Here is a 24,416-nt window from a genome sequence, read left to right as displayed (position 1 = left end):
GTAAGGGGGATGTTTATGATTATCGGAATGCATCACGCGCAAATCACCATACCAAAGGGTACTGAGGAAGAAGGAAGAAATTTTTACTGCAAGGTATTAGGATTAAAAGAAATAGAAAAACCTGACCCGTTAAAAGGTCGAGGCGGTTTTTGGCTGCAAGTGGGAGATAGGGAGGTCCATGTAGGAACGGAAAATGGATTTGATCGAAATTCAACCAAGTCCCATATTGCTTATCTAGTAGAGGACGTGGCACCATGGAGAACAAAGCTTACGGAGAATGGCATCAAAATACTGGAATCTGTCGCCATTCCAAAATACGACCGCTTTGAATTCAGAGATCCATTCGGAAACAGGGTCGAAATTATTGCTTCTATTTAATAAATAAAGATCAGAAGCCAGTGCTTCTGATCTTTATCCTTCCACGCCCTCATACCATTCCATCGAGTCACTCTCTACCAATTCTTCTATCGTTTTCAGATGGTCTTTATCGCTTACAATTTCATAACCACTAAAGTGGGTTTTATCTATGGAGTACATCAGTTTATCTGTTACCAAGAGATTATCTTTTTCGTTCACGACAAGTATTTCGACTATATATTTGCTGTTTAGCTCAAATGTTGAGTAGTTCGTCTCCTTCAATTCCAATCCCTTCAAATCGTTAAGCAGTCTGTCAACCAGTTCTTCATCCTCGATTGTCAGTTGTCCAATGGTTTTCCAGTAATCCTTTTCAGAATCACCCTCAATATCCTTCACCTTTATTGTGATGCTTCTGATTTCTGAATCATCCTTTATTGTGCCAGAAGTCATTTCATGGAAGTCCGTGTACTTCATTTCGTTCTGAATATACCCCACACCTAGCGCCACTATGATCAACGCGATTCCGACCACCATCTTTTTGCGGAAAGACAGCCAATAGAAGGCTCCTCCTAAAAGGATCGCCAACACAAAATAATCTGAATAATACACAAACCAGCCTAACATCTGTTCCACACGATTTTCCCCCTTTTATGCCACGGTCCTCTCTCACTCTAGAATTCTTCTGCTACCCATTCGTAATGTACAAATTACAATATGTCCTCACATTCATCCAAATCAACTTTCACAAAACCATTGTTTTCAAGCACCCTCTGCGACCCTTTATTTGATAGGGTCGTCTTTGCATAAAGCCTTGTAATCCCCTTTTCCCGAAGTTCGGACATCAAAAGCTGCACCGCTTTCTTCGCCACACCTTTGCCGCTAGCAGCCTCTCCCACTCGATAGCGGACGTGGGCACATCTTTCTTCTTTATCTAAATCCACTTTATTGACGCGGGCTATGATTACTCCATCTAGATTTTTCACCATGTAAAAATAAGATTTTCCGACAATTTGCTCTTTAATTAATGTACGTTGTATTTCGGTAAAGGTTTCAAAATGGTAGTACGTTTCTCCTCTTCCCGGTACGCTTTTTTCAAAATATTCCCTGTTTTCTTTTTCAAACTGCAATGGTGCTTGAAAATGTTTCTCCTCCAGCATTTCCAAATAGATTTCCATCTTTCCCATCCCTTTCATTTTGGAAAATCCCACAAGATGCTTTTTGTATGTACATGAAAAATTTGATATTGGTTAACTTACACCTAACAATGGCAAAGGAGTGAGTTCATGAAACACCCTCTTTTCATCCTGATATTTGCAAGCATCATTATCTTTCAGACCGCTTCCGTAAGCGCCATGCCAACCATGCCTCCGCCTCCGGAACAGTCACGCGAAGAACTTTATCATGATATGTTTTTGACACTTTTATCTAAAGATATTGACGCAGCTGTTAGCAATTATTATGCGGATTATCTGACCATCTCCCCTATGGTATACGGTTATATGGTAGATGTAACATCGGCAAATCGTGTTGGAGGATACCGTTCCTTCGGATTTACGGTTACGCTCGAAGCCACTCCTGTCGTTGGCCCGCATCTATCTGTGGGAAAGGACCGCATGATTTTTCAAATTGATCGGTCCGGTACAAAACTATTGGATTATGAACACCTTGAAAGTCATGAACTCCCTAACAATTGGAAGCACATCGTAAAACAGAATAGAATTTCTCTCCTTTTCCAATTAATACATTATACATAAATACCGTCTAACACTCGGAAAATATGATCATTTCCACACAAAAAATTTCAATCCTTCCCATTTCCCTCCTGGCTCTTCCAAATGATAAACTAAGGTATATATATCCAATTTGGAGGTTTGCTCAGTGAATCAACTTAAACGGCTGCTTATCGTTCTAGGCATCATTCTATCCTATGTCCTGTTTGTCGGAATCTTTTTTACAAATAAGGTAATGTATATACGTAAAAAGACAAATGAAGAAATCCTCGAGCGTGAAATGAGGCTGGGACATTATAAGGAAGAGATCCTGTCCACACTTCCCAAAAAAGAACTTACCATTCCTTCCCCTCTTGGCTATAACATTTATGGGGAGTTATACGATGTACCTCATTCCAACCGGTATATGATCTTCAGTCATGGGGTGACACAAAATACGCTGAATTCCATCAAATACATGAATATCTTTTTAGAAAGAGGCTGGAATGTTGTCCTGTATGACCACCGACGCCACGGGAAATCCGGTGGGAAGACGACTAGCTTTGGTTTTTATGAAAAGCACGATTTAAAAGCGGTGGTGGACTGGGTAAGGGAACAGGCACCCGACGAAGCAGTAATCGGGGTCCACGGTGAATCGATGGGTGCGGCAACTTTGCTTATGTATGCAGGTGGCTTGGAGGACGGTGCTGATTTCTATATCGCCGACTGTCCGTTTTCCGATCTGGAGGAACAGCTTGCCTACCGATTGAAGGCTGATTTCCGGATACCAAAGCAGCTTGTCATGCCAATTGCGAATACATTCCTGCGATTAAGGGATAAGTATTCCATCAGAGATGTTTCCCCTATTAATGTCATTGAAAATATCGACAATCCGGTATTGTTTATCCACAGTGAGCCGGATGATTTCATTCCGATCATGATGACGCAGCAGCTTTTCGAAAAAAAGAAGGACAAAAAGAAGCTGTACGTAGCGAAAAACGGCAGCCATGCGATGAGCTATTCCGAAAACCGTGAGGAATATGAAAAAGCGATTGATGAGTTTTTGGAGGAGATCGGCTACGGAAATCATCAGAATTATCAATAGGAAGAATAATTTCCCTCTCATAAAAGAACGCTATATTTAGCGATGACTTTTAAGGAGAGATTTTTGTGGACGAACAGATCAAAGAATTAAATGCATTTTTGGAAGGCGAATTCATGGGCATCCATGCCTACGAACATTATATCCAGAACACCCAGGATGAAGCAGTGAAAAAGGACCTCCAAGCCATTCAGCAAAACCACAAAATGCACGCCATCTTTGTGGCAGAGCGAATCCAGAACCTTGGCGGAACTGCAGTCGATGATGTTGGTTTGGTCGGTGCATTCCAGGAGCGCGTTGCGCAGGTAAAAGGATATCCGAAGGACAAGGAAGCAATCATCAGAGGCGCCATCAAAGGCGAGGAATTCGGTTCCGATATGATGGCTGAGTTTGTAAAAGGCGACCTCGACCAGGAGAGTCAAAGCATAGTACAGTCGATTTTGGCGGAGCATAAAAAGCATATTGAGATGCTGAATAAGCATTTGCAATAAGGAAAAAGCAAGCATTCGGATAGAAGAATGCTTGCTCTTTTCTTATTGCAGCAAAAATAAAGCAAGTTCGTCATGTCCTGTTTAGATTTTTTTCCACAGTCCTTTTTAAGAGTAAACTTTTTAGGCAAAAAGCATATTTGAATATAAATTTCACCATAATATAGATAACAATGAATGGCTTTAAGTGATGAGGTGATTATATGTCCTTTATACAGCAGTTCTTTAAAAAAAAACATGAGAAACAAGAAATAGGTCCTCAAGATATTAACCATTTATTTACTAAAGCAAAAAAATCCAGTGATTTTGGGCAACTTTCACTTATAAATAAAAAAGGACATTTCATCCTTTCTTACTACAACACACTAATTGATAGAGAACAGTTTCAGTGCAAAGTATTATATGTTTTTCAAGAACAGTCTTTTGATATTGGTCACATAAAGAACATTGAGGATATTAGGAATACGATTCCCATTGAAGATATTTTGATTACAGACAACATAGAAGTGATCGAATCGAAATTCCTTAAAGGGTATGCTATTCTCCAAATGAAAGAAAATGATTATAAGTGTGCATTAATTAATTTATCCAATGAAAAAGTTGGGTTGCGTGAGCAAAATAACGTTGAAAATGAGTTCAGCGTCATAGGACCTCAAATCGGATTTGTAGAAAATGTCGATGTCAATATACATTTACTAAGGCAGCAAATCAATACCCCTAATTTAATTATCAAAGACATTCACATAGGGTCGATGTCACATACTAAAGTCATCATCGCTTATATTGAAGGGATTACAAATGAGCAGCATATTAATACGATGACTCAACGATTACAGAATATCGATTTTGATGTGGTTTTTGATTCCTCTCAGCTTCATCAAATCATAACCGATAATTCCATAACACCTTTTCCGCTACTTCTTTCCACGGAACGTATTGATAGAACGGTTTTTGCTTTGATTAGCGGACAAGTAGCTGTTTTTAGTAATGGATCGGCTTATGCCATCACTGGCCCTTCTACATTACTGGATTTTTTTGTTTCGCCTGAAGATTACTATTTACCTTGGGTTATAGCGTCTTTTTTTCGTTTGATACGTATCTTTAGTGTTCTATTCTCAGTTTTTGCAACCTCCATATACATAGCTGTTTTGACATATCACTATGAAATGATTCCAAAAGTGTTACTCGGCCCCCTTAGCTATTCACGTCATAACGTTCCGTTTACACCGGTATTAGAAGTACTATTTTTGGAATTGACGATAGAACTTTTACGTGAAGCTGGAGCACGCTTACCTACTAAGGTGGGACAGACGCTTGGAATCGTAGGTGGCATCGTAATAGGCCAGGCCTCTGTTGAAGCAGCACTTACAAGCAATGTATTGCTTATTATTGTTGCCTTATCTGCTTTGGCTTCTTTTACTACACCGATTTATAAAATGTCGAACACCATACGTTTTTTACGTTTTCCTTTGATTATATTAGCATCCATATGGGGCGGATTAGGGATTGTTTTAGGAATAAGCTTTTTGATCGTTCATCTGACACGTTTAGAATCATTAGGTACACCCTATACCGTTCCCTTATATCCATTTAGGCGTAAAGATTTTGCGGATAGCATTATTCGTTCGTCCTATAATGTCACTTCAAAACGACCAAGTTATTTACGTCCTCGATCACTTTGGAGATATCATCCAAGTGACCAGATCAAAAAGAAAAACGATTTTGAGGATTAATCAGAAAATAATTGACGAGGTGAGATATGAACTCACGTTTTTTCTTTGCGATCAGCTTCATTGTCTTCCTAACTGGGTGTGAGAATGAAAGGACTATTGATAAAATTCAGATTATCGAATCGATTGGTTATGATCAGCATGAGGAGGAAATCAAGGGAACTGCTATCTATCCTTCGTTCACAGAAAAAGGACAAACCAAATTAAATATCTTGACGACAAAATCTGCTTCGTATGATGATATCCTCTCGAGATTGAATACAAAGTCTGCGCATCCAATCGAAATAGGCCAATTACGTTTAGTATTGTTCGGCAAGAAGTTTGCGGAACAAGGGATTAGTCCGGTTATAGAAAGCCTTAAACGGGATCCGGTTGTTGGAAGTCGAATGCAGTTGGGTATAGCCGAACATACAGCAGAAAATATATTAATATCAGGTAAAAATACAAACCTTCCCTTCCATTTAAGCGATAAAATTAATCAGAATATAAAGAATGGAAATTTGCCCAAAATGAATTTACACCTTTTTTTGGAAAATTACTACAATAAAGGCAGAGATCCATATTTGCCTTACTTTACCATAGAGGAGGGAATTGCCCACATTAATGGGTTAGCTTTATTTAAGAATGGCAAGTATATAAATCATATTGATTTAAATCAATCATTTATTGTAAAAATGCTAATTGACGGAGCCAAAAACGGACGTTATCACATCAAAATCAATGAAAATAAAAAGGATGGTTTCATTTCTTTAAAAAATCTGGATGCAAAAACTCATTATACAATTAGTCAAACCGATCAAATTCCGAACATATCTATTGATTTAACGATGAATACTCAGATAAAAGATGTCCCGCCTTGGCTTAATGTAACCGTAAATAAAGATATCCTAAAAATCGAAAATATTATAAATAAACACTTTAATGAAGAAGTCCCGCAATTAATCTTGTTGTTTCAAGAATACCAAGTAGATCCAATCGGGTTTGGAGACATGGTTAGAGCAAAATCAAGAAAGTGGAATTATAGCAGGTTTCAGGATATGTATCCCCATCTCAAAATTACAGTCAATGCAAAGGTGAATATTATACAAACAGGTGTCGGGGAGTAAGGCTTTCATTTTTGAAAAGGAGAGGAATAAGGTGCACACTTTAACCGATGAACGATTTTTAGTATCTCCTTTTTTCGTTTTCTTTCTGATTTATTCTAATATTATTGGTGTGGGAATTATGAGTTTCCAAAGAGATATCATAAAGAGTGCCGGTTACGATGCATGGATTTCCGTCCTATTAACCGGTATAAGCATTCATGTTTTAGTTTGGATGATGTATCGCATTCTCACAATTGCTAATAACGATATCATTTATATCCATCAATTTTGCTTTGGGAAATGGATTGGCGGATTATTAAACGTTTTTATCATCATATATTTTCTCGTAGTGGCATTGATTGTTTTCCGTGTTTATATTGAGGTTGTACAAGTTTGGATGTTTCCTTTAATGAAGACATGGCAGATAAGCTTGATTTTTCTATTACTTCTTTATTACATTGTTTCCAGTGGGTTTCGTGTGATTACAGGCGTGTGTTTCTGGGGGACAATTATACCTTTTGTTTTTCTGTTTCCCCTTTTATTCTTTTCCTTAGAATTTGCCCACTTCAATCATTTACTGCCTCTTTTTAATCACTCTTTTTATGAAATATTAGGATCATCTAAAAAGATGGTGTTTCAGTTTCTTGGCTTTGAGACTCTCCTCATGTTCTATCCATTTATCAAGAATCCTGAAAAATCAAAAAAATGGGCTCATTTCGGGGTTTTGGTTACAATCTTGTTATACCTTTCCATAACAATCATCACTTTTATTTTCTTTAATGAAGAGCATCTCAAACATACGATTTGGCCGACCTTAACTTTACTAAAAATAGCGGAAATTCCTTTCATAGAAAGAGTTGAATATATTGTCGTTTCCTTATGGTTCCTTGTCATATTGCCTCATATTAGCCAGCATCTATGGGCAGTCTGCCGCGGACTCAAAAAGTTAGTAAATATCAAACAACGTATCAGCTTATTCATTTGCCTCTTTTTATTCTTTTTGTTTTCCAATGTATTAGAGAGTCATAAACAGATTGAACGATTAGCTGATTTATACTCATCTGTCAGCTTCTACTTTATCTATTTGTATGTCCCTTTTCTCTTTTTAACGATTAACATAAAACAAAAACTTTCCAAATAGGGTTTTGATGCGAGAATAATTCGATAAGGATATTAAATTTCTCCGATAAAAAAACTGTATGGAATAAATTCTACACAGTTTTTTTGAAATTCCTATTAGATTGTCAGCAACTCCAATAAGAGTCCTGTTTTAAAGTGTATGTGAATTTTTAAATAATATCCAATGGCATTTTCCTATTAGGTTCAGGAAATACTTGATCAATTCTACTGAGGTCTTCTTCAGTAAACTCAATTGTTGCTGCTTCAGCATTTGCTAAAACATGTTCTTCTTGAACCGCTTTAGGAATAGCGATGACGTTATTCGAACGGATGGTCCAAGCAAGAGCGATTTGTAACGGTTGGACATTGTATTTGTCAGCAATATCAAGAATAACTGGATCGTTTAAAAGCTGCCTTCTTAAAGAGCCTCCTTGAGCAAGGGGACTGTAGGCCATGATTGGCATGTTATGCTCACGCTGCCATGGTAAGAGATCGAAGTCGATTCCTCTTGAACCTAAATGGTATAGCACTTGGTTCGTCACACAATTTTTCCCATTCGTAGTGTTCCATAGCTCTTCCATATCAACCGTGTCAAAATTAGAGACGCCCCATCTTAATATTTTCCCTTCTTCACGTAGCTTTTCCATTCCTTCAATTGTTTCCTCTAAAGGAACACGTCCTCTCCAGTGGAGAAGATATAAGTCCAAGTGGTCTGTTCCTAGTCGTTTTAAGCTGTTTTCACATGCTTTTGAAATCTTATCTAAACCAGCATGATGGGGATACACTTTTGACACTAAAAAGACATCATTTCTGCGTCCTTTAATAGCTTCGCCAACTAAGCGTTCAGAATCTCCATTTCCGTACATTTCAGCAGTGTCAATAAGTTTCATACCCAAATCTACGCCGAGCTGCAAGGCTTTTATTTCTTTGTCTTTTACTTGGGGATTTTCCCCCATGTACCATGTTCCTTGTCCTAATCTAGGTAAAGAAGTGCCGTCAGGCAGGGTTACCCCGTGTTTGGCTAATGCATTTTTAATTTCCGCTCTTTTCTTTTCATCCATTATGCTCGACCCTTTCTTTTATGTATTTGGGTATCATAGAAGTAGAATGTTAATGTCTCTTCGTATAAAGTACGCATATATTTAGAATTTCCGCAATCAACAAAATCTTTATTAGTTGCATTATATGGCATTTCTGCTTCCGTCTGTGTAAAAAAACCAAGAAGTGAGGATAGCCTATAAGTGTCTGACACTTTGAGTCTTCCTCACCATTTCTATTCTAAATTATTTTATCCATCAACTTTGATATCAAATGGATTAGATTAGATGAGCTCCTCCATCGATAAGAACCGATGTGCCGGTTGTAAACCCATTTTTCACTAGGTAAACATAGGTTTCAGCAATATCTTTAGGTTGAGCAACACGTCCGACAGGTAATTGCTTAGCAATCCCATGGTACATATCTTTTCTTTGATTTTCTGGCATTCCGCCGTAAAGAGGAGTGTCAACGATACCAGGTGATACCACGTTTACTCTGATAGGTGCCAGGTCTACTGAAAGTCCCCGTACTAATCCATCGATTGCTGAATTAATGGAAGCTAGAGTCGTTGCACCTTGAGGAGGACGCACACCATATACACCAGAAGTTAATGTAATAGAACTTTCATTATTCAAATATGGAAGAGCAGCACGAACCGAAATATATTGGCCCCAAAACTTACTATCAAAAGCCTCTCTTACGGTTGCAACAGGCAGTTCGCTAAAGTGACCCATAGCGCCTTCACCTGCAGTAACCACCAGGTGATCAAATTTCCCAACCTTTTTGAAAAAGTCTGCAACCTTTTCCTCGCTGCGAAAGTCGATTTCATAGCCATATACGTTACCACCAAGATTCACTTTTGCGTCAGATAATTTTGAAGCAGAACGGCTAGCAATAATGACTTGAGCGGATTCATCGAGAAACGCCTTAGCAGCGGCTAAACCAATCCCAGATGTACCTCCTAAAACAACCACTCTTTTTCCTTTTAATGACAACTTCATAACCCCATTTATTCATATATTTGTTTAACCAACTTGCGGATTCTGATTAAAGAATCCGCAAATTAGAAATATTTACGTTTTTACATCAGCATTATTATTTAGCTAAAAGTTTTAGAGATTCACGATTAAATGCTGGAATATCTTTTGGTTCTCGACTTGTTACAATATTTTTGCTGATGACAACTTCTTCGTCTTTATAATTTGCACCAGCATTTTTCAAATCGTTGCGAATGGATTTATAGCCAGTAATATCGACACCTTTTAAAAGGTCTGTATCAATTAACACTTGTGGTCCATGACAAATGGCAAAAACAGGTTTTCCATCTTGGATAAATGCTTTTGCAAATTCACCAAAACGATCGTCATCACGCAATAAATCGGGAGAGAATCCACCAGGGATAAGCAAGGCATCAAAGTCTGCAGGATGAACTTCATCAATGGATTTATCAATCTTTACGGTTGTGCCTTCTTTACCAGTTACTTGATTACCTGATTGTTTGTCAATCGTGATAATTTCATGACCAGCTTCTTTAAAGGCTTGTGCTGGTTCAGTGTACTCCACATCTTCAAATAGGTTTGTTATAAGTGTAGCGATTTTTTTACTCATGCTCATTCACCTCCTTTCAATGACAAATGAAGTAAAAATATTCATTTCTGTGCAATGCTCTGATTATCTTGATTAGAAGTTGATTTTATCCCCGTTGTATGCCGTGATGTAGATTTTTTTCATATCCTTTACAGATACTGTTTAGGGATACCTCAACAACTTTAAGGTTACCTTATTTATTTTTCTAATAAATGTTTCCCATAATCTTAAAAGTTACTAATGAGCATACTCAAGGTCTCTCTCAACATTGGTATTTAAAATGTCTTCTGTTTTGATCTCGAGTAATTTCTCTAGGAATCTTATTGTTCCTAGTACTACTTGAATATCTCCCTCAGTTTGAACGTTTTCAATTTTCTTTTGATCAATCAGTTCATTGATAACTTGTCTGAAAGCATCGGTCTTTAGAAGCCATTCCCCAACCAGTTCCTTTGTTGTGTCTCTCTCGGCTTCATTTTTGACAGCAAATAAACTTTCCATTTTTGTTTCTACGAGCGTTACGGAACTGAAATCGGAATCCATACGGATACGAAAATAATTCTTTCTACTGTCATAATATCTTTCTTTCTTTAATAGAAAATACTCTATCCCTACTGTAATTTCATAAAAGAGTGCTGTCTCTGTGGGATAATGAAGATCTCTTACATCAACACTTTTTACAACGTCTAAATACGTTTCCAAACCATATTGGGTACTAATGATTTTTGCATCCATTACATTCATGATCTCACTCCCTTTTTCTCTTTGCGGATTGTTTTGATATTTTAAGTAGCTTAATTTTCTAAAATCCACTCACAAACTCACTTTTCTCCAGCACTTCAAATCCTTCGCCAATCTACCGTACTTCAGCATCCCTGCCGACCATGTAACAAGCTCCGTTACGTGCGCCTTCCATCCCTCCGGAGGTACCGACATCCATAAAATGTATACCTGATTCCTTTAGCTGCTCGTAACGGCCCGATCTAAATGATTGTAGACTTTCACTACCCTACATCTGCTTTATACACCTGATTTTTTCTCCCAGCTTGCACCATGAAAATGAAATTCCGAAAATGGTCATGTCCACATTGAGGACATTGATCTTTTGTAGTAATCGTTAAACATCTTTCACAAACTTTTCGATGCTTTGATTTTTGCCCTAACATAATCGTTTCATTCCTTTCTGTGTTCATTAATTGACGATCTATATTGAATAAGGATCTATAGCTTCCACGTTGAAACTGTATTTTATATTATTACAGTTCAAAGAAAAAAATTATATTTATCTTAAATTCGATCTTATTTACAAAATACAAAGGATATTTCTTCATTCCCCCTCTTAAAATGTCTAATGGTATTTGTGTCTTTTCATCTTAACTATCGCCGCTTAAGTAGAATTGGTTGCGGTATGGGTGTTAGTATAATATCTACAACACAAAATTAAAAGTACGCACTTTTATGTTATATAGTATAGAAAAATTTATTTAGTATACTTTTATACACTATTGAGAGTTTTGTGATTTTCAATTAGGGGATATAAAACAGAAAAATCCCCGTTAATGTACGAGGATCATTCAAAATTGGCTTGGAGTCATGATTTAAATAATAGTTTGATCAACTCATGATAATAAGGGAGTATCCCTGGGTTCAAGAATTATTGTGATATTTTCTCTTAATGCCGAATCTTCGCCCTTGTCGTTTACACAGACATTTATTAAACCCTTGAATTGGTTTATAACAGGTAATGTACACAATTTCTCTTCTCAAGTTTCAAACAGGATGCTAACTAATGTAAGCAAATATTACGATACATTGTTAGATGGGTTGGCTTTCGGTAATATAAGCGACCTATCTATACCAGATGTTTCACAAACATAGGATGCCTCCATAATAGCTGATGGATCTGCTGCTAAAACGACACTTTTTAATTTGGAAAAAATAAACCTGTTCGTAATACAATAAATAATCTTCTTTCTTTCCCCTAAAAAACCGCCTTCTCCATATAAAAATGTGATGCTTATATTTAAATGATTGATAATACTATCTCCAACTTCATCCGGTTTTTCTGAAATGATCATGACAGATTTCCCATGATTTAATCCATCTAAAACATAATTAATCATTTTCGTCACTATATAAAAAACTGCCAGAGAAAGCATGGCCTGTTCCAATGAATATACAAGCGCTGCAATCGTAAATATGAAAGCATTCACAACTAATAAAAATGAAGCAATCGGAAATCGATAGTGTTGGTTAAACCAAATCGCCAGCATTTCAGTGCCATCAATTGCACCTCCAAACTTTACAACGATTCCTATTCCAACTCCTAAGATTACCCCACCGTATAAAACAATTAATACTTCAGATTGAGTAATAGGAGGAATCGATTTAAATAGTACTAAACCAACGGTAGTAATGATATTTGCATATAGAGTTCTAATGACAAAGGTTTTACCCACTTCTTTAGCTGTAAAAATTAAGATAGGAATATTTAAGCCCAAAAATACAACATAAATTGGGATTCCCCATAAAGCATTGGCCATTATCGATAACGCTGTTACACCACCATCTACTAGCCCGTTTGGTGCTAACATCGTTTCTAATCCCATAGCAACGATTGACGCCCCCAAAGTTAAAAAAACATACTCTACAATTTTTTTCATTATCTCACCTGAAAATATGTATTTTTCTTGATTCCTTCCTATAAAATAGTTCAACTTAAATCCTTTACAACACAGGAATATTATTTACCGTTTTCCAGATTGTACTCCTTTATTTCCTTCATTCACTGGTCAATACAAATAATATTCCACTTTTGGAGGAACAACAGGATAGACTTTTCGTTCAACAATGAGGTCTTCTAGCTCGCGTAATGCTCGCCATAAGAGCCTCCAGCTCACCAAATCGCTTCGTTCCCTCTTTTCCTAAATGCCACAAAATCACCTTTTTCCATTTACCGCCAATAACACACGGCGTTAATTCTTTTTCCCAGTTAAACATTTTGTCCTGCATACGTGACATTTGTTCCACCTCTACTTCAGTATAGAATAACTTATAGTATACTTTTTAACACTATGTAAAAATAAAGTGCGTACTTCCACATTTTCAATATACACATTATACTAACATTGTACCATTGTTAACAAGTGCATTGGTTACTGTTCCCGGGAGAAATGAAAGTGAATAATGGGCAGTATTACTACTATGCAACAAACTAAAAATTATGAGGAGTGAAACATAGATGGAATTACAATTAGCATTAGATTTAGTCAACATTCCAGAAGCAATTCAATTGGTAAAAGAAGTAGAGGAGCATATTGATATCGTAGAAATCGGGACACCGGTTGTGATCAACGAAGGTCTCCATGCTGTAAAGGCAGTAAAAGAAGCATTCCCTAACTTAAAAGTATTAGCAGACCTGAAAATTATGGATGCTGCTGGATATGAAGTGATGAAAGCTTCCGAAGCAGGTGCTGATATCATCACTATTCTTGGAACGGCTGAAGATATGTCGATTAAAGGTGCTGTAGAAGAAGCGAAAAAACAAGGTAAAAAAATCCTTGTCGATATGATTGCGGTAAAAGACCTTGCTGGACGTGCTAAAGAAGTGGATGCTATGGGCGTAGATTATATTTGTGTTCACACGGGCTACGATCTTCAAGCAGTCGGAAAAAATTCTTTTGAAGATCTACAAACCATCAAAAGTGTGGTTAAAAACGCTAAAACGGCCATCGCAGGCGGCATTAAATTAGAAACACTTGCAGAAGTCATCAAAGTAAATCCAGACCTTGTCATTGTAGGCGGCGGGATTACTGGACAAGCTGATAAAAAAGCTGCTGCTGCCAAAATGCAACAAATGATAAAAGAACAAACGGTTAAAGCAGGTTAATCCTAAGATGCAGACGACTCAATATTTAGCAGAAATCTTAAAAGAGCTTAATCATTCAGCTGACTTAATCGCAGATGAAGAAGCTGAAAAACTCGTCAACGGGATACTTGAATCGAAAAAGGTTTTTGTCGCCGGTGCAGGCAGATCAGGATTCATGGCCAAATCCTTCGCCATGCGGATGATGCATATGGGAATTGACTCTTATGTAATCGGTGAAACGGTAACTCCCAACTTTGAAAAAGAGGATATCTTGATCATCGGATCCGGATCCGGGGAAACAAAAAGCTTAGTCTCCATGGCTGAAAAAGCAAAAAGCATTGGTGGTAAAATTGCAACTGTCACGATATTCCCTGATTCCACTATTGGACAGTTAGCAGATGTCACCATTAAGTTGCCTGGATCACCGAAAGACCAATCAGAGGGCGATTATAAAACCATCCAACCAATGGGCTCACTATTTGAGCAGACCCTTTTACTTTTTTATGATGCCGTCATCTTGAGATTCATGGAGAAAAAGGGATTAGATACCAATAAGATGTATGGCAGACATGCCAATCTTGAATAAAACATAGTTCAAAGAATGTAATAACCAAAAGACAGCAGACATTCTAAAGAAACTTTGCTGTCTTTTGGTTAGTCTTTAAAACCTCAATTTGTTATTATTAACAATTATTCTATAAAATTTTTTTATAAGGAATGATAGCATGATTTCATTAAAAGGAAAAACAGCTTTAATTACTGGGGCAGGCAGAGGAATCGGGCGTGCTACTGCGATTGCTTTAGCAAAAGAAGGAGTTCATCTAGGATTGATTGGATTAACGATGTCTAATCTTGAAAAGGTAACTGCTGAACTAGAGCAATATGATGTGAACGTTTCAGCAGCAACAGCAGATGTAGCCGATCTTGAAGCAGCCCATCATGCTGTTGAACACATCAAATCAGACCTGGGTGCTATTGATATTTTAATCAACAATGCAGGTATAGCTAAATTTGGCGGTTTTCTTGATTTAACTCCTGAAGAATGGGAAAACATCATCCGAGTAAACTTGATGGGTGTATATAATGTAACAAGAGCCGTTTTACCTGATATGATTGAAAGAAAATCAGGAGATATAGTGAATATCTCCTCAACTGCGGGCCAAAAAGGAGCACCTGTTACAAGTGCTTACAGCGCTTCTAAATTTGCTGTACTAGGACTGACGGAATCACTCATGCTAGAGGTAAGAAAGCATAATATCCGTGTAACGGCTTTAACACCAAGTACCGTTGCAACTGATTTGGCAATTGAGACCAATCTTATCAGTGGAAATCCTGAAAATGTTATGCAACCAGAAGATTTAGCTGAGCTGCTTGTAGCCGGGTTAAAGCTTAATCCAAGAGTCCTAGTAAAGACTGCAGGTTTATTTTCAACTAATCCTTAACTTGAGAAGCGATCGACTCTTCTTGTCTATATTGGATAAGAAGCAGGAACCTATTTGTAGAGTGTACTTTTTGTAAAAGACATTTCAAAAAAAGGTTTTAGGTAGCTTGAAGAAGATGATCTCTGTATTATACAGGGGTCATCTTTTTTATGTTCCATTGATACCTGATATAGTTTGGTTGTGATTCGTATGTGAACGTAAAAATTTTCTCATCTCGAAGTTTTTAACAAATATAATTTATTGTTTACGGTTAACCTAATTCTGTAAAAGTTAGGAGGGTTGAAAAAATGGAACAGGTTAATCACCAAGATAAAATTAATGCCTCAGAATATGGCATCATCTGGTCGCAATATGTAAATGATAGTATGTCAAGTTGTGTTCTTCGCTATTTCTTAAATGATGTTAAGGATGAAAATACTCGTGCTTTACTTCAATTTGCCTTAGAATTATCAGAAACCCATATAGAAAGAACGAAACAATTTTTAATACAAGAAAACTATCCCATTCCAATAGGGTTCACAGATGATGATGTAACTGTAAACGCCCCTAGTTTATTTACGGATACATTTAAGGTGATTTATTTGCAAATTATGGCTATACACGGCTTGACGAGATATGCTGGTGCAACAAGCGTTTGTATTCGAGAAGATGTCAGAAAATATCTTATTGAATGTACTTCTCAAACGTTGGAATTATATGATAGGGTCACTACCGTCGCTTTATCAAAGGGAATTCTTAGTAAGCCGCCTACATTAAATAACAAACAAAAGATTGATTTTATTAAGAAACAGAACTATTTAACTGGCTGGTTCGGAAAGCGAAGACCGATAAATGCAATCGAAATCAGTGGTGCACATCTTAATATGCAAAAAAATATGGTGAAAATGGTATTAGAGTTAGGATTCAGTCAAGTATGTCAATCTAAAGAAGTACGAGAGTATTTCGAACGTGCTCGAAAACTTTGTAAAAGACACTTTCATATACTGGGTTTAATGTTAGAAGAGGAAAATCTCCATAAACCAAGGATATTTGAATCAGAAGTAACCGATTCAACCGTACCTCCCTTTTCTGATAAGCTTATGCTATTCCATATAGCAACACTTCTATCTGCTGCACTTGGTTATTATGGGGAAGCTCTATCAATGTGTCAAAGAAGAGACTTGTCGTCAGATTACGCTCGAATGAACATGGAAATTGCTTTAATCGCTGAAGATGGCATGAATCTTTTAATAGAAAAAGGTTGGATGGAACAACCCCCTACTGCTACTGACCATGAAAACTTGGCGAATGATTAGAACAATGTGGATGAAGGTGTATGAGAAAAAAGCTACATGAAGGTATGCGGGAATAGAGGAGAAAATCTAAACTCCACTTATTACCATATACTGCACGCATTCTCCACGCCGAGGTTTTCCCTGCCATGTCTCATCGGATCAATGCCCTCTCATTCCTTGGTCATGCCCATCCAAGGGGTGGAGGCCGGTAATGCAAACGGAATGGACCTGTGCCCTTTTGTTTAAGGATCCCAGGACTCCATGAAACACTATTTGTCATTTATTAATTTTCCGCCTTTTGACTGATAAACTTTTAATGACTTTCCTTGTTCAGTTCGTGGATAATACTCCACTTCACAGTAGTAGTTACCTTCTTCTACATCCTGATAATTCTTAGGAAACAAAATGCTATGCTTTCCAAAGGTAGCCTCTGTATGTCCTCATCTTGTAAAATCGAATATGACGATCTCACAATCCCCTTTAAATTGTTTCGTCTTATTAGCTAAAACGTTAGGCAGGTCTAACAATGAATAAACGAACAGGGACCCTGATAGGAGAAAAAAAAAGGCGACTGCAAGAATGTCCTTGATCGGTATCTTATACGAATCTCCGTTTTTCTTTTTTAATTTGTAAAAATGCCAAAGATAAGCCACCATCCCCACAAGCATTACAAATGACAAGATCAGTAAAAAGAAAAACTGTGCCAATTTTCCTCAATTCCTTTTTTAGAATTTCTTTATTTACGTTCCCGAACCCATGTTGTTTCAATTCATTAATTGCCAAATTAATCCATAAACATTCTAATTTTGGTCAACTAAACTCTCTTTAACTAATTAAAGATCAAAAAAGTACTGCTATAGTCCATCGTTGTTCAATTCTTGCGCCCTTATCTTGAATAAGCATACCCCTTTTCGGGGGATATAAAAAAATACCAAAATTGACCATTAGGGTGAAGCACAAACAGCACCGCAGGAAATGTTTTATGATCTTCCGTTATTGCTCCCGATTGAGGAAGACCGTTCTGCACATCTATGCTTTCTGTATAACTAAGTAACAATCCTATCTTGCGTAGTTCTCCTTCACTAAATTTAGAATAGAAGCTTTGTATAAAGAGATTAATACAATTAAGCCATACCCATTCACCACAACTAGAGCGTCTCATCCAATTTCTGAATCTTTGAGTGGGAAATTAAATATACATTGCCAAAAATGTCGATTTTGTCTCCCTTTGTACGTACAGCGCAATCTTTGTTCGACGCATAAATATTCATTTCTTCCGATAAGGGAGACAGTTCACTTTGAACCAGCGCAATGTTATTTTCAAGATCAAAGTGAGACAGTACGGAAAAATCGTCAAGCCCGATTCCGTCGTAAACAGAGCTTATTTCATCTCCAAATTTTTTCGAGCATAACCATTTAGCGGACATATTGATCGCACCAGCGCTTGCTCCCATAACAACGGTTCTGCTTTTTTTAATCAAATCCGAAAATTCATATTCCATCAAAAAATCTTTTTGTTTAAGAATACTTCCACCCAATAAGAAAATGACTGAAGCATTTTGAATTAACGTTTGTGCATCTTCCTTCTGTACGCGATAATTAATTAAATGATATTCATCAAACATAATGCCTGCCTGGTCAAGCCACGAACGTTCAGTAGCACCATCATCTTCATAAAAAAATGGATTCGAGCTAATCATAACAAGCGATTTTCTATCAGTAATATCCTCCTGTAAAACCCTGCCCAGATTCTCTGGAAAAAAGTTGCTAAACCAACCTAAATAATAGTGAATTTCCATAAGTATCCCCCGTCATTACTCATTCTGTTTTCTTGTGACCAACAAAATATTCTCAATATGGCCCGATTTAATTATTTGGACGCAAGCGTTTATTAAGCAACTGCGCCCGATTGCGGAAGATCAAGATAAGAATTATAATTGCTGTCTTTAGCTTGTTTAACTAACGCACCCCATTTGTTCAACAAGGATTATTCACTTCTTAATAAATTTCTGTATAACGTTAAAAGAGAAAATGGGTCAATCTCATTTTCATTAGGAACATACATCTCCTTATCATGATAAGGCAGTATAATCTGTTGCCAATCCTTATTATTTTCTGTTTCACCTGGCAAACATGATATGAACAATTGATAACCTTCACCATCACTTGATGAGGTAACTAACCTGCCTTCACCATATTGAATAGCATTGTTAATAACATTTCTCAAATCTTTAAGTGCTGTTTTGTTTCCAACTATTATTGCATCATCATGCCAGTTTTTTTGACCATAAATATGAAGATATGGAGATTCTGTATAACCTTCCTTCTTTTCTGCAATCACTTTTATGAATTTAGGTATAAGAATTTCGTGCGATATGTCAGTTGTAAATACATCCATTTCCGTGTTGCTTTGACCAAACATATCTTCAAATTGTTGAATAAAAGGTGTTACTTCCACAAATAAAATAAGAACATCGTTAAAAAAATATGTACGAATTAAGGTATCTTGTTTTTCATAACACGCAAATGTAACAGTTGGAGACAACTTTTCATACTGAACTCTTCTAATATAAAATTGTTTTCTATTTCCCATATTTGAAGATTTAGAAAGGTTAGTGTCTATACCAATAAATAATGTTGTGTTAACCAAAACTCTTACCCCTTTTCTATTCATTTGATAAAACAAATCACAAATATCACTAACCAATAAGTAATTTCTTTCAGATAGCGATAGCCATACTTATCATTTATTTTATTATTTTCGAATCTTTATTGCACTAAACTGCTCCGTTAATCGAGGAAGGAAAAAAGAGCTGCCGATTCTAAATTGATCTTCAACTCTTGCACCCGATTGACGAAGATATTTGTTACCTTGTAAACAGCCAAATTAAGATAAGTATGATTGCAATTACAGACAAAAAAATAGCCTGCTTATTCTTCATATTCAACCCCCACCTTTACAAAATCCATCAACAATCCTCCTTCTATAAAGAAAGGAAATCACACTATGCAACTATCGCTCCCCTTTAACTGAAGACTCGATTTCAAGATAATCATCAAAGACAATAATAATGGTCTTACACTATTGCTCCGTTTAGTGAATTATGATTTAAACAATTCAACAAGAAAACGTTTAACTTTTAATCTTTTCTACAACCATAAAAAATCACAAAAGTGCTACATTAGTAAGGTAGCTCTTTTGTGATTTCCTAAATTATTAATTTTTAGAAGTATAAATTACTTGAGTTCCTGCAATTAGATCATGTATAGATCTTTTATCTTTTCTTAATCCTATCATAAATGCACTAATAATGAATGCAATGCCTAGTGTTACAACATAAACAAGCGAAGCTAAAATGTAACGTTTCAATGTTGTACCAATTCCTACTTTTTTACCATCTGTACGTACAATTTTAATACCTACTACTCTTTTACCAACTGTAAAACCTGACCATATCACAGGGATAATAAGATAATATAAAAAATTAATGCTATTTACAAATATTTCTGTGGCAGTGTCAGATATGCCTAATATCATACAAATAAGATAAAGTGGTATAAGTAATAATCCGTCAATAACAATTGATCCTAGTCGAATCCAAAAACCTGCTGCTTTGTGTTCAATCATGTTGTTAAATCTACCTTTCTATAAGTATTCGTTAATATTTTACTGTTTTTCCTTACAATTGCATACAGGAATAATATAACAACTCCCTATATTTTCAGATCACAATAGAATCAAGTCAAAATTTAAAAGGCATGAGTCCGATCCAATACCGAACTCATGCCCAAGCTGCTTGAGAAATATTTGTCTAACTTATGGGGTAGCTTTACTTCAGTAAGGCGTCCGATAATGAAAGATCAATCTTGAACATCAGCTTCACAGATCTTCCAGAAAAGTATCCTTTACTTAATTAAGAAGTAGTCTTTTTAGACCTTAGTATAAATAAGATTTCCATTTCTCAAATTAGAAAGTCCTGTTTCATCAAAAGCATTATAGATGGATATATAACTATTACTAAAACCAAAACCTAAACCGTTTAACAGCAAGTTAGAATGAAGTAACTTACCTTTTAAATCAAACACCTCTTGAGTCATTTCGATTACTTCAATTTTCTCTATTTGCTTTCCAATAAAAGGCGTAATATTTTTAATGGCATTCTTTCGCCATTCCAAATTTAATTTCTGATTACCGTACCAATCTAACTTCACCTTTAAATCAATGTCATTCCAAGTAACAGCAATTTCGCTGTCATTAAAAGAACAGAACTCTAATTGTTTACCTCCCACAACAATAATGACAGGACAATCAGCCCAAAACTCTCCATCTGACAATTCATGTACTGTCCAAACCTCATCAATATTCAAACCATTTAGGGACCTTAATTTATCCCTATGCTCTTGAATAAACTTATCCTTGTCCTTAAAGAACGTTGGCTCATAACTTTTAATACCCAGCACAACAGAAATACCTCCATCCTTAACTTCTTTAAAGCCTCCAATAACATATATAAATTTATAATGACCTCCAATTAGGATCCTTGTTATCACTTTCATTTAGGTTTTCTTACAAGTTCAATACATCTTTCTTCACATGCTCCAAATTTAATGTAATTTCTTTGTGCCTGCCTTAACGAAGTCGTATTTGCACCACCCTCATAATCAGGATAATTATACTGAACTCCACATCTTCCCAAAAGCAAATACTACATATATCATATGTTCCAGGTGGTTTTCCATCTAACGTTTTATAACCACAACAATGACATGTAAAATTCATCTAATCACCTTCAATAATATAGAAATAACAACTTGTATTCTTCTGTAAACGCGCGCGTTTTGTTAAATAGAAATGAAAGACTGCACCTTTAAAGAATTTGTCCGTGTAAGATGCGAGATACAATAAAAACAATTAAGCCACCAATCAGTAACTTTACATATTTTGATTTACTTTTCTTCTGTTCACTTTTCTTGTTTTTCGTCTCTATAATTAACATATTAATGATGCTAACAAACATAAGTAACACACCTAAGAAAGCCAGTAAATAAAATAATAAATCCTCCACTAAATTCACCTCTAATACTTATATTACCCGAACTCACTTTCAGCAACTAAACTCCTTTTAATTCAATAACCACACCAACTATTCCTGCTTAGACTAGTTGCTACATCTTCCATATTTGCGCCCGATTCTAAAATAACTAATGAATCCCAATATGATCATTTATTAATACAATTGAAGTAGTAATTCGCTGTTCTAACAATTAACCTAGACTAATATCACAACTGCGCTTCCCAACATATAGTACATTATTGAAGTTATGTTGGAGGAGATGTTTTTGTTTATACATGTTGTACGCAGCGGAGAAACGCTTTGGCAAATTGCAAATCGTTACAGTGTGAATATGAATGGAATCATTCAAGCAAATGGACTTGAAAATCCGAACCGGCTGGTGATTGGTCAATCATTAGTAATTCCAGTGCCTGGCACAACGCATATTGTTAGAAGCGGAGAAACGTTATGGTTGATTTCCCAGCAATATGGTGTGTCGATCAATTCAATTGTTCAGGCGAATCAATTAACCAATCCCAATGTGTTAAGTCCAGGGATGAAACTAGTAATTCCGCCAAGAATCCACGTCGTCCAGCCTGGAGAGACGCTTTGGTTTATTGCGAATCGGTATGGAGTAACAATACAGGCCATTATTCGTGAAAATAATATTCAAGATCCAAACCTGATTTATCCTGGTTTACAGTTAAGAATTCCTCTACGAAAACCAACCATAGATGTAAATGCTTATTCATATCAAGCAGATGCGTCAGGAGCCCAAACCATTCGTGAACTTGGTGATTTGCTAACATATCATAGTCCTTTTGCTTACCTCATTAACGAAAATGGGGATTTGCAGCCAGTGAAAGACGATTTAATGATTACTGCTGCAAAAGAAAAAAATGTGGTACCCATGATGTCGATCACAAACTTCACTTCAACCGCAGCGGGTTCTAATTTAGCCCATACTATTTTGGCTACCCCGGAATTACGCGATAGAGTCATCACCAATATGCTTCAGATTATGGAGCAAAAAGGATATCATGGAGTCAATATCGATTTTGAAAATGTACTGCCTGCTGATCGTGAGAATTACAATCAGTTCCTCCAGCTTACCGTTGACCGCCTTCATCCAAAAGGATATTTTGTTTCTACAGCAGTTGCTCCAAAAGTGAGTGCAACGCAGGCAGGTCTATTATATGAAGCTCATGATTATGAGGCACATGGAAGAATTGCAGACTTTGTGGTCCTGATGACCTATGAATGGGGTTACCGGCTTGGACCGCCTCAAGCGATCTCACCGATTAATCATATGAGACGTGTCGTAGAGTATGCACGGTCTGTCATGCCAGCAGAAAAAATCTTTTTAGGATTTCAAATTTATGCGAGGGATTGGCTTCTTCCTCATGTTCAAGGTCAAGAGGCTGAGACTTTTAGTACCCAGGAAGCAGTCGCTCGTGCTGTAAAATATGGTGCTGCCATTCAATATGATAATGTCACCCAATCACCATATTTCCGTTACGTAGATGAGCAAGGGCGAGGTCATGAAGTTTGGTTTGAAGACGCACGAAGCGCTCAAGCAAAATTCGACCTGGCCAAAGAATTTAACCTCCGCGGAATCAGCTACTGGGCACTAGGGTACCCATACCCTTCAAACTGGACATTACTAAACGATAATTTCAACATAAGAAAAATAAGTCAATGATGGGTTAGTCACTGAAATTAGAAAAAGATTATAGTAATCGATAAATGGTTATAGGTACCGAGCTTCCAGTTTCTTTTTATGCAAATATCTTCCCTGACCCGTCTGTTTTGTCCCCCAATGATTGGGCTTGGTACCAATGAAAACAAAGGTGATGAACCAATAAACCATTCTTTTAGTTTCTAAATCAGCTTTATGAGCAGAGATATATCTGTAATTTTGGACGCAGTAGCCTATAAAGCTGAAAAAGAAAAGGAATTGAACGATAATATATCACAATACATTACAAAATAGATCAAAAAGGAATCAGCATGAACTTTCTATTAGGTCATATGCTTGTTGTAGAAGTTGATTAAATTCTTTTTAAGTTAAAGGGGGCAAGAGTTAAAGATCGAACCTGTCATATCTTTCAGTCTTTGTGGTATTGTGGAAGGCGAAGGAAAATCAACCTTTCCAAAAAGCGTTGCCAAAGGAATAGTAAAATCTACAAAGAGTAAGAAAAATGTCAAGCGAGTAGGGGATATACGGTGTTTCCAAAAATAATCACCAATAACTCTATCTCCCGTTTCATTCAAATAAAATTCATAATATGAGACTTACCAACTATCCTGTGCACCGTTAGCTCAATAAGCCTTACTTCATTATCTGGCCCGTTTGCTGAATAAGGAATAGTTTTCGACCGTACATAATCCTACCCAATATAAAATACCATTATAAACGGAGCCACAATATAAAATGAAATTAGCACTAATAGGTTAGCTACCCCTCTGTAGAAAATTCCATTTATGCAAATAAACTGGCATTCTTATTAATAAACGAAAATTACGTCTGAAAATGGCTATTGTCCAATTGCTAATTGCTTTGCTA

The 24,416-nt window shown here is 36.6% G+C and carries 23 protein-coding genes and 3 pseudogenes; 12 read left to right on the top strand and 14 right to left on the bottom strand.

The annotated features are described in order from the left end of the window. Positions 1-15 precede the first annotated feature (15 nt). Positions 16-378 (top strand): VOC family protein, encoded by a 363-nt coding sequence (locus ABN702_RS06220; RefSeq protein ID WP_417899871.1) that lies wholly within the window; start codon positions 16-18, stop codon positions 376-378. Between the two features lie 33 nt (positions 379-411). On the opposite strand, the gene ABN702_RS06215 is transcribed toward ABN702_RS06220, so the two are convergent. Both ABN702_RS06215 and ABN702_RS06210 read right to left on the bottom strand, forming a co-directional pair. Next, positions 412-990 carry a hypothetical protein gene (locus tag ABN702_RS06215; protein ID WP_417899870.1) on the bottom strand — a complete coding sequence of 193 codons (579 nt, stop codon included), beginning with the start codon at positions 988-990 and terminating at the stop codon, positions 412-414. A gap of 74 nt (positions 991-1,064) precedes the next feature. Continuing rightward, on the bottom strand, positions 1,065-1,532 hold the full coding sequence (locus ABN702_RS06210; RefSeq protein WP_417899869.1) for a GNAT family N-acetyltransferase: 468 nt from the start codon (positions 1,530-1,532) through the stop codon (positions 1,065-1,067). A gap of 108 nt (positions 1,533-1,640) precedes the next feature. On the opposite strand from ABN702_RS06210, the gene ABN702_RS06205 reads away from it, so the two are divergent. The 6 genes from ABN702_RS06205 (at position 1,641) to ABN702_RS06180 (ending at position 7,612) form a co-directional block, all read left to right on the top strand. Beyond that, complete coding sequence (locus ABN702_RS06205; RefSeq protein WP_417899868.1) at positions 1,641-2,111, top strand: DUF3888 domain-containing protein; 471 nt, start codon at positions 1,641-1,643, stop codon at positions 2,109-2,111. Positions 2,112-2,235: 124 nt separating this feature from the next. Continuing rightward, positions 2,236-3,171, top strand: coding sequence for an alpha/beta hydrolase (locus tag ABN702_RS06200; RefSeq protein ID WP_417899867.1), 936 nt, complete (start codon positions 2,236-2,238; stop codon positions 3,169-3,171). 65 nt (positions 3,172-3,236) lie between these two features. Beyond that, entirely contained in the window at positions 3,237-3,659 is a 423-nt protein-coding gene (locus ABN702_RS06195; protein ID WP_417899866.1) for a ferritin-like domain-containing protein, read from the top strand. Between the two features lie 200 nt (positions 3,660-3,859). After that, complete coding sequence (locus tag ABN702_RS06190; protein ID WP_417899865.1) at positions 3,860-5,389, top strand: spore germination protein; 1,530 nt, start codon at positions 3,860-3,862, stop codon at positions 5,387-5,389. 26 nt (positions 5,390-5,415) lie between these two features. After that, the gene (locus ABN702_RS06185; protein WP_417899864.1) at positions 5,416-6,492 is read left to right on the top strand and encodes a Ger(x)C family spore germination protein; all 1,077 of its coding nucleotides are present in this window, start codon (positions 5,416-5,418) and stop codon (positions 6,490-6,492) included. Continuing rightward, a complete protein-coding gene (locus ABN702_RS06180) occupies positions 6,479-7,612 on the top strand; it encodes a GerAB/ArcD/ProY family transporter (protein WP_417899863.1) in 1,134 nt (377 codons plus the stop codon). Before ABN702_RS06185 ends, ABN702_RS06180 begins: the two co-directional genes overlap by 14 nt. A gap of 148 nt (positions 7,613-7,760) precedes the next feature. Here ABN702_RS06180 and ABN702_RS06175 read toward each other — a convergent pair whose 3' ends face one another. The 7 genes and pseudogenes from ABN702_RS06175 to ABN702_RS06145 all read right to left on the bottom strand — a co-directional run bounded on the left by ABN702_RS06175 (position 7,761) and on the right by ABN702_RS06145 (position 13,212). Then, complete coding sequence (locus ABN702_RS06175) at positions 7,761-8,651, bottom strand: aldo/keto reductase (RefSeq protein ID WP_417899862.1); 891 nt, start codon at positions 8,649-8,651, stop codon at positions 7,761-7,763. Between the two features lie 255 nt (positions 8,652-8,906). Further along, complete coding sequence (locus ABN702_RS06170) at positions 8,907-9,629, bottom strand: SDR family oxidoreductase (protein ID WP_417899861.1); 723 nt, start codon at positions 9,627-9,629, stop codon at positions 8,907-8,909. Between the two features lie 94 nt (positions 9,630-9,723). Next, on the bottom strand, positions 9,724-10,236 hold the full coding sequence (locus ABN702_RS06165) for a type 1 glutamine amidotransferase domain-containing protein (RefSeq protein ID WP_417899860.1): 513 nt from the start codon (positions 10,234-10,236) through the stop codon (positions 9,724-9,726). Positions 10,237-10,452: 216 nt separating this feature from the next. Continuing rightward, positions 10,453-10,956: a hypothetical protein gene (locus ABN702_RS06160; RefSeq protein WP_417899859.1), complete on the bottom strand. Its 504-nt coding sequence runs from the start codon at positions 10,954-10,956 to the stop codon at positions 10,453-10,455. Positions 10,957-11,077: 121 nt separating this feature from the next. Beyond that, a pseudogene (locus ABN702_RS06155) lies at positions 11,078-11,188 on the bottom strand (NAD(P)-binding domain-containing protein); the annotation flags it as partial. A gap of 826 nt (positions 11,189-12,014) precedes the next feature. Further along, positions 12,015-12,875 carry a YitT family protein gene (locus tag ABN702_RS06150; RefSeq protein ID WP_417899858.1) on the bottom strand — a complete coding sequence of 287 codons (861 nt, stop codon included), beginning with the start codon at positions 12,873-12,875 and terminating at the stop codon, positions 12,015-12,017. A gap of 129 nt (positions 12,876-13,004) precedes the next feature. After that, positions 13,005-13,212 (bottom strand): annotated as a pseudogene (locus ABN702_RS06145) (winged helix-turn-helix transcriptional regulator). 241 nt (positions 13,213-13,453) lie between these two features. On the opposite strand from ABN702_RS06145, the gene hxlA reads away from it, so the two are divergent. From hxlA to ABN702_RS06125, 4 genes are all read left to right on the top strand, one after another. Beyond that, positions 13,454-14,101 carry a 3-hexulose-6-phosphate synthase gene (gene hxlA / locus ABN702_RS06140; RefSeq protein WP_417899857.1) on the top strand — a complete coding sequence of 216 codons (648 nt, stop codon included), beginning with the start codon at positions 13,454-13,456 and terminating at the stop codon, positions 14,099-14,101. Positions 14,102-14,108: 7 nt separating this feature from the next. Beyond that, complete coding sequence (hxlB, locus tag ABN702_RS06135; RefSeq protein ID WP_417899856.1) at positions 14,109-14,666, top strand: 6-phospho-3-hexuloisomerase; 558 nt, start codon at positions 14,109-14,111, stop codon at positions 14,664-14,666. Between the two features lie 139 nt (positions 14,667-14,805). Further along, positions 14,806-15,522 carry a 3-ketoacyl-ACP reductase gene (locus tag ABN702_RS06130; protein WP_417899855.1) on the top strand — a complete coding sequence of 239 codons (717 nt, stop codon included), beginning with the start codon at positions 14,806-14,808 and terminating at the stop codon, positions 15,520-15,522. Between the two features lie 287 nt (positions 15,523-15,809). Then, positions 15,810-16,817, top strand: coding sequence for a DUF3231 family protein (locus tag ABN702_RS06125; RefSeq protein ID WP_417899854.1), 1,008 nt, complete (start codon positions 15,810-15,812; stop codon positions 16,815-16,817). Between the two features lie 1,127 nt (positions 16,818-17,944). Here ABN702_RS06125 and ABN702_RS06120 read toward each other — a convergent pair. From ABN702_RS06120 to ABN702_RS06100, 5 genes and pseudogenes are all read right to left on the bottom strand, one after another. Further along, entirely contained in the window at positions 17,945-18,595 is a 651-nt protein-coding gene (locus ABN702_RS06120) for a Type 1 glutamine amidotransferase-like domain-containing protein (RefSeq protein WP_417899853.1), read from the bottom strand. A gap of 188 nt (positions 18,596-18,783) precedes the next feature. Then, entirely contained in the window at positions 18,784-19,446 is a 663-nt protein-coding gene (locus tag ABN702_RS06115; protein ID WP_417899852.1) for a hypothetical protein, read from the bottom strand. 567 nt (positions 19,447-20,013) lie between these two features. Continuing rightward, positions 20,014-20,424 (bottom strand): RDD family protein, encoded by a 411-nt coding sequence (locus ABN702_RS06110; protein ID WP_417899851.1) that lies wholly within the window; start codon positions 20,422-20,424, stop codon positions 20,014-20,016. Positions 20,425-20,726: 302 nt separating this feature from the next. Beyond that, positions 20,727-21,257: a hypothetical protein gene (locus ABN702_RS06105; RefSeq protein WP_417899850.1), complete on the bottom strand. Its 531-nt coding sequence runs from the start codon at positions 21,255-21,257 to the stop codon at positions 20,727-20,729. 55 nt (positions 21,258-21,312) lie between these two features. Continuing rightward, a pseudogene (locus ABN702_RS06100) lies at positions 21,313-21,576 on the bottom strand (CPCC family cysteine-rich protein). A 560-nt stretch (positions 21,577-22,136) separates the two neighbouring features. Here ABN702_RS06100 and ABN702_RS06095 point away from each other — a divergent pair. Beyond that, entirely contained in the window at positions 22,137-23,552 is a 1,416-nt protein-coding gene (locus tag ABN702_RS06095; protein WP_417899849.1) for a LysM peptidoglycan-binding domain-containing protein, read from the top strand. Positions 23,553-24,416: the final 864 nt, after the last annotated feature.

It is taken from the genome of Bacillus haimaensis (genome assembly GCF_048270625.1).
Taxonomy (GTDB): Bacteria; Bacillota; Bacilli; order Bacillales; family Bacillaceae_I; genus Sutcliffiella_A; species Sutcliffiella_A haimaensis.
Note: the sequence above shows the minus strand (reverse complement) of the source record. Positions and strands in the feature narration are given on the sequence as shown.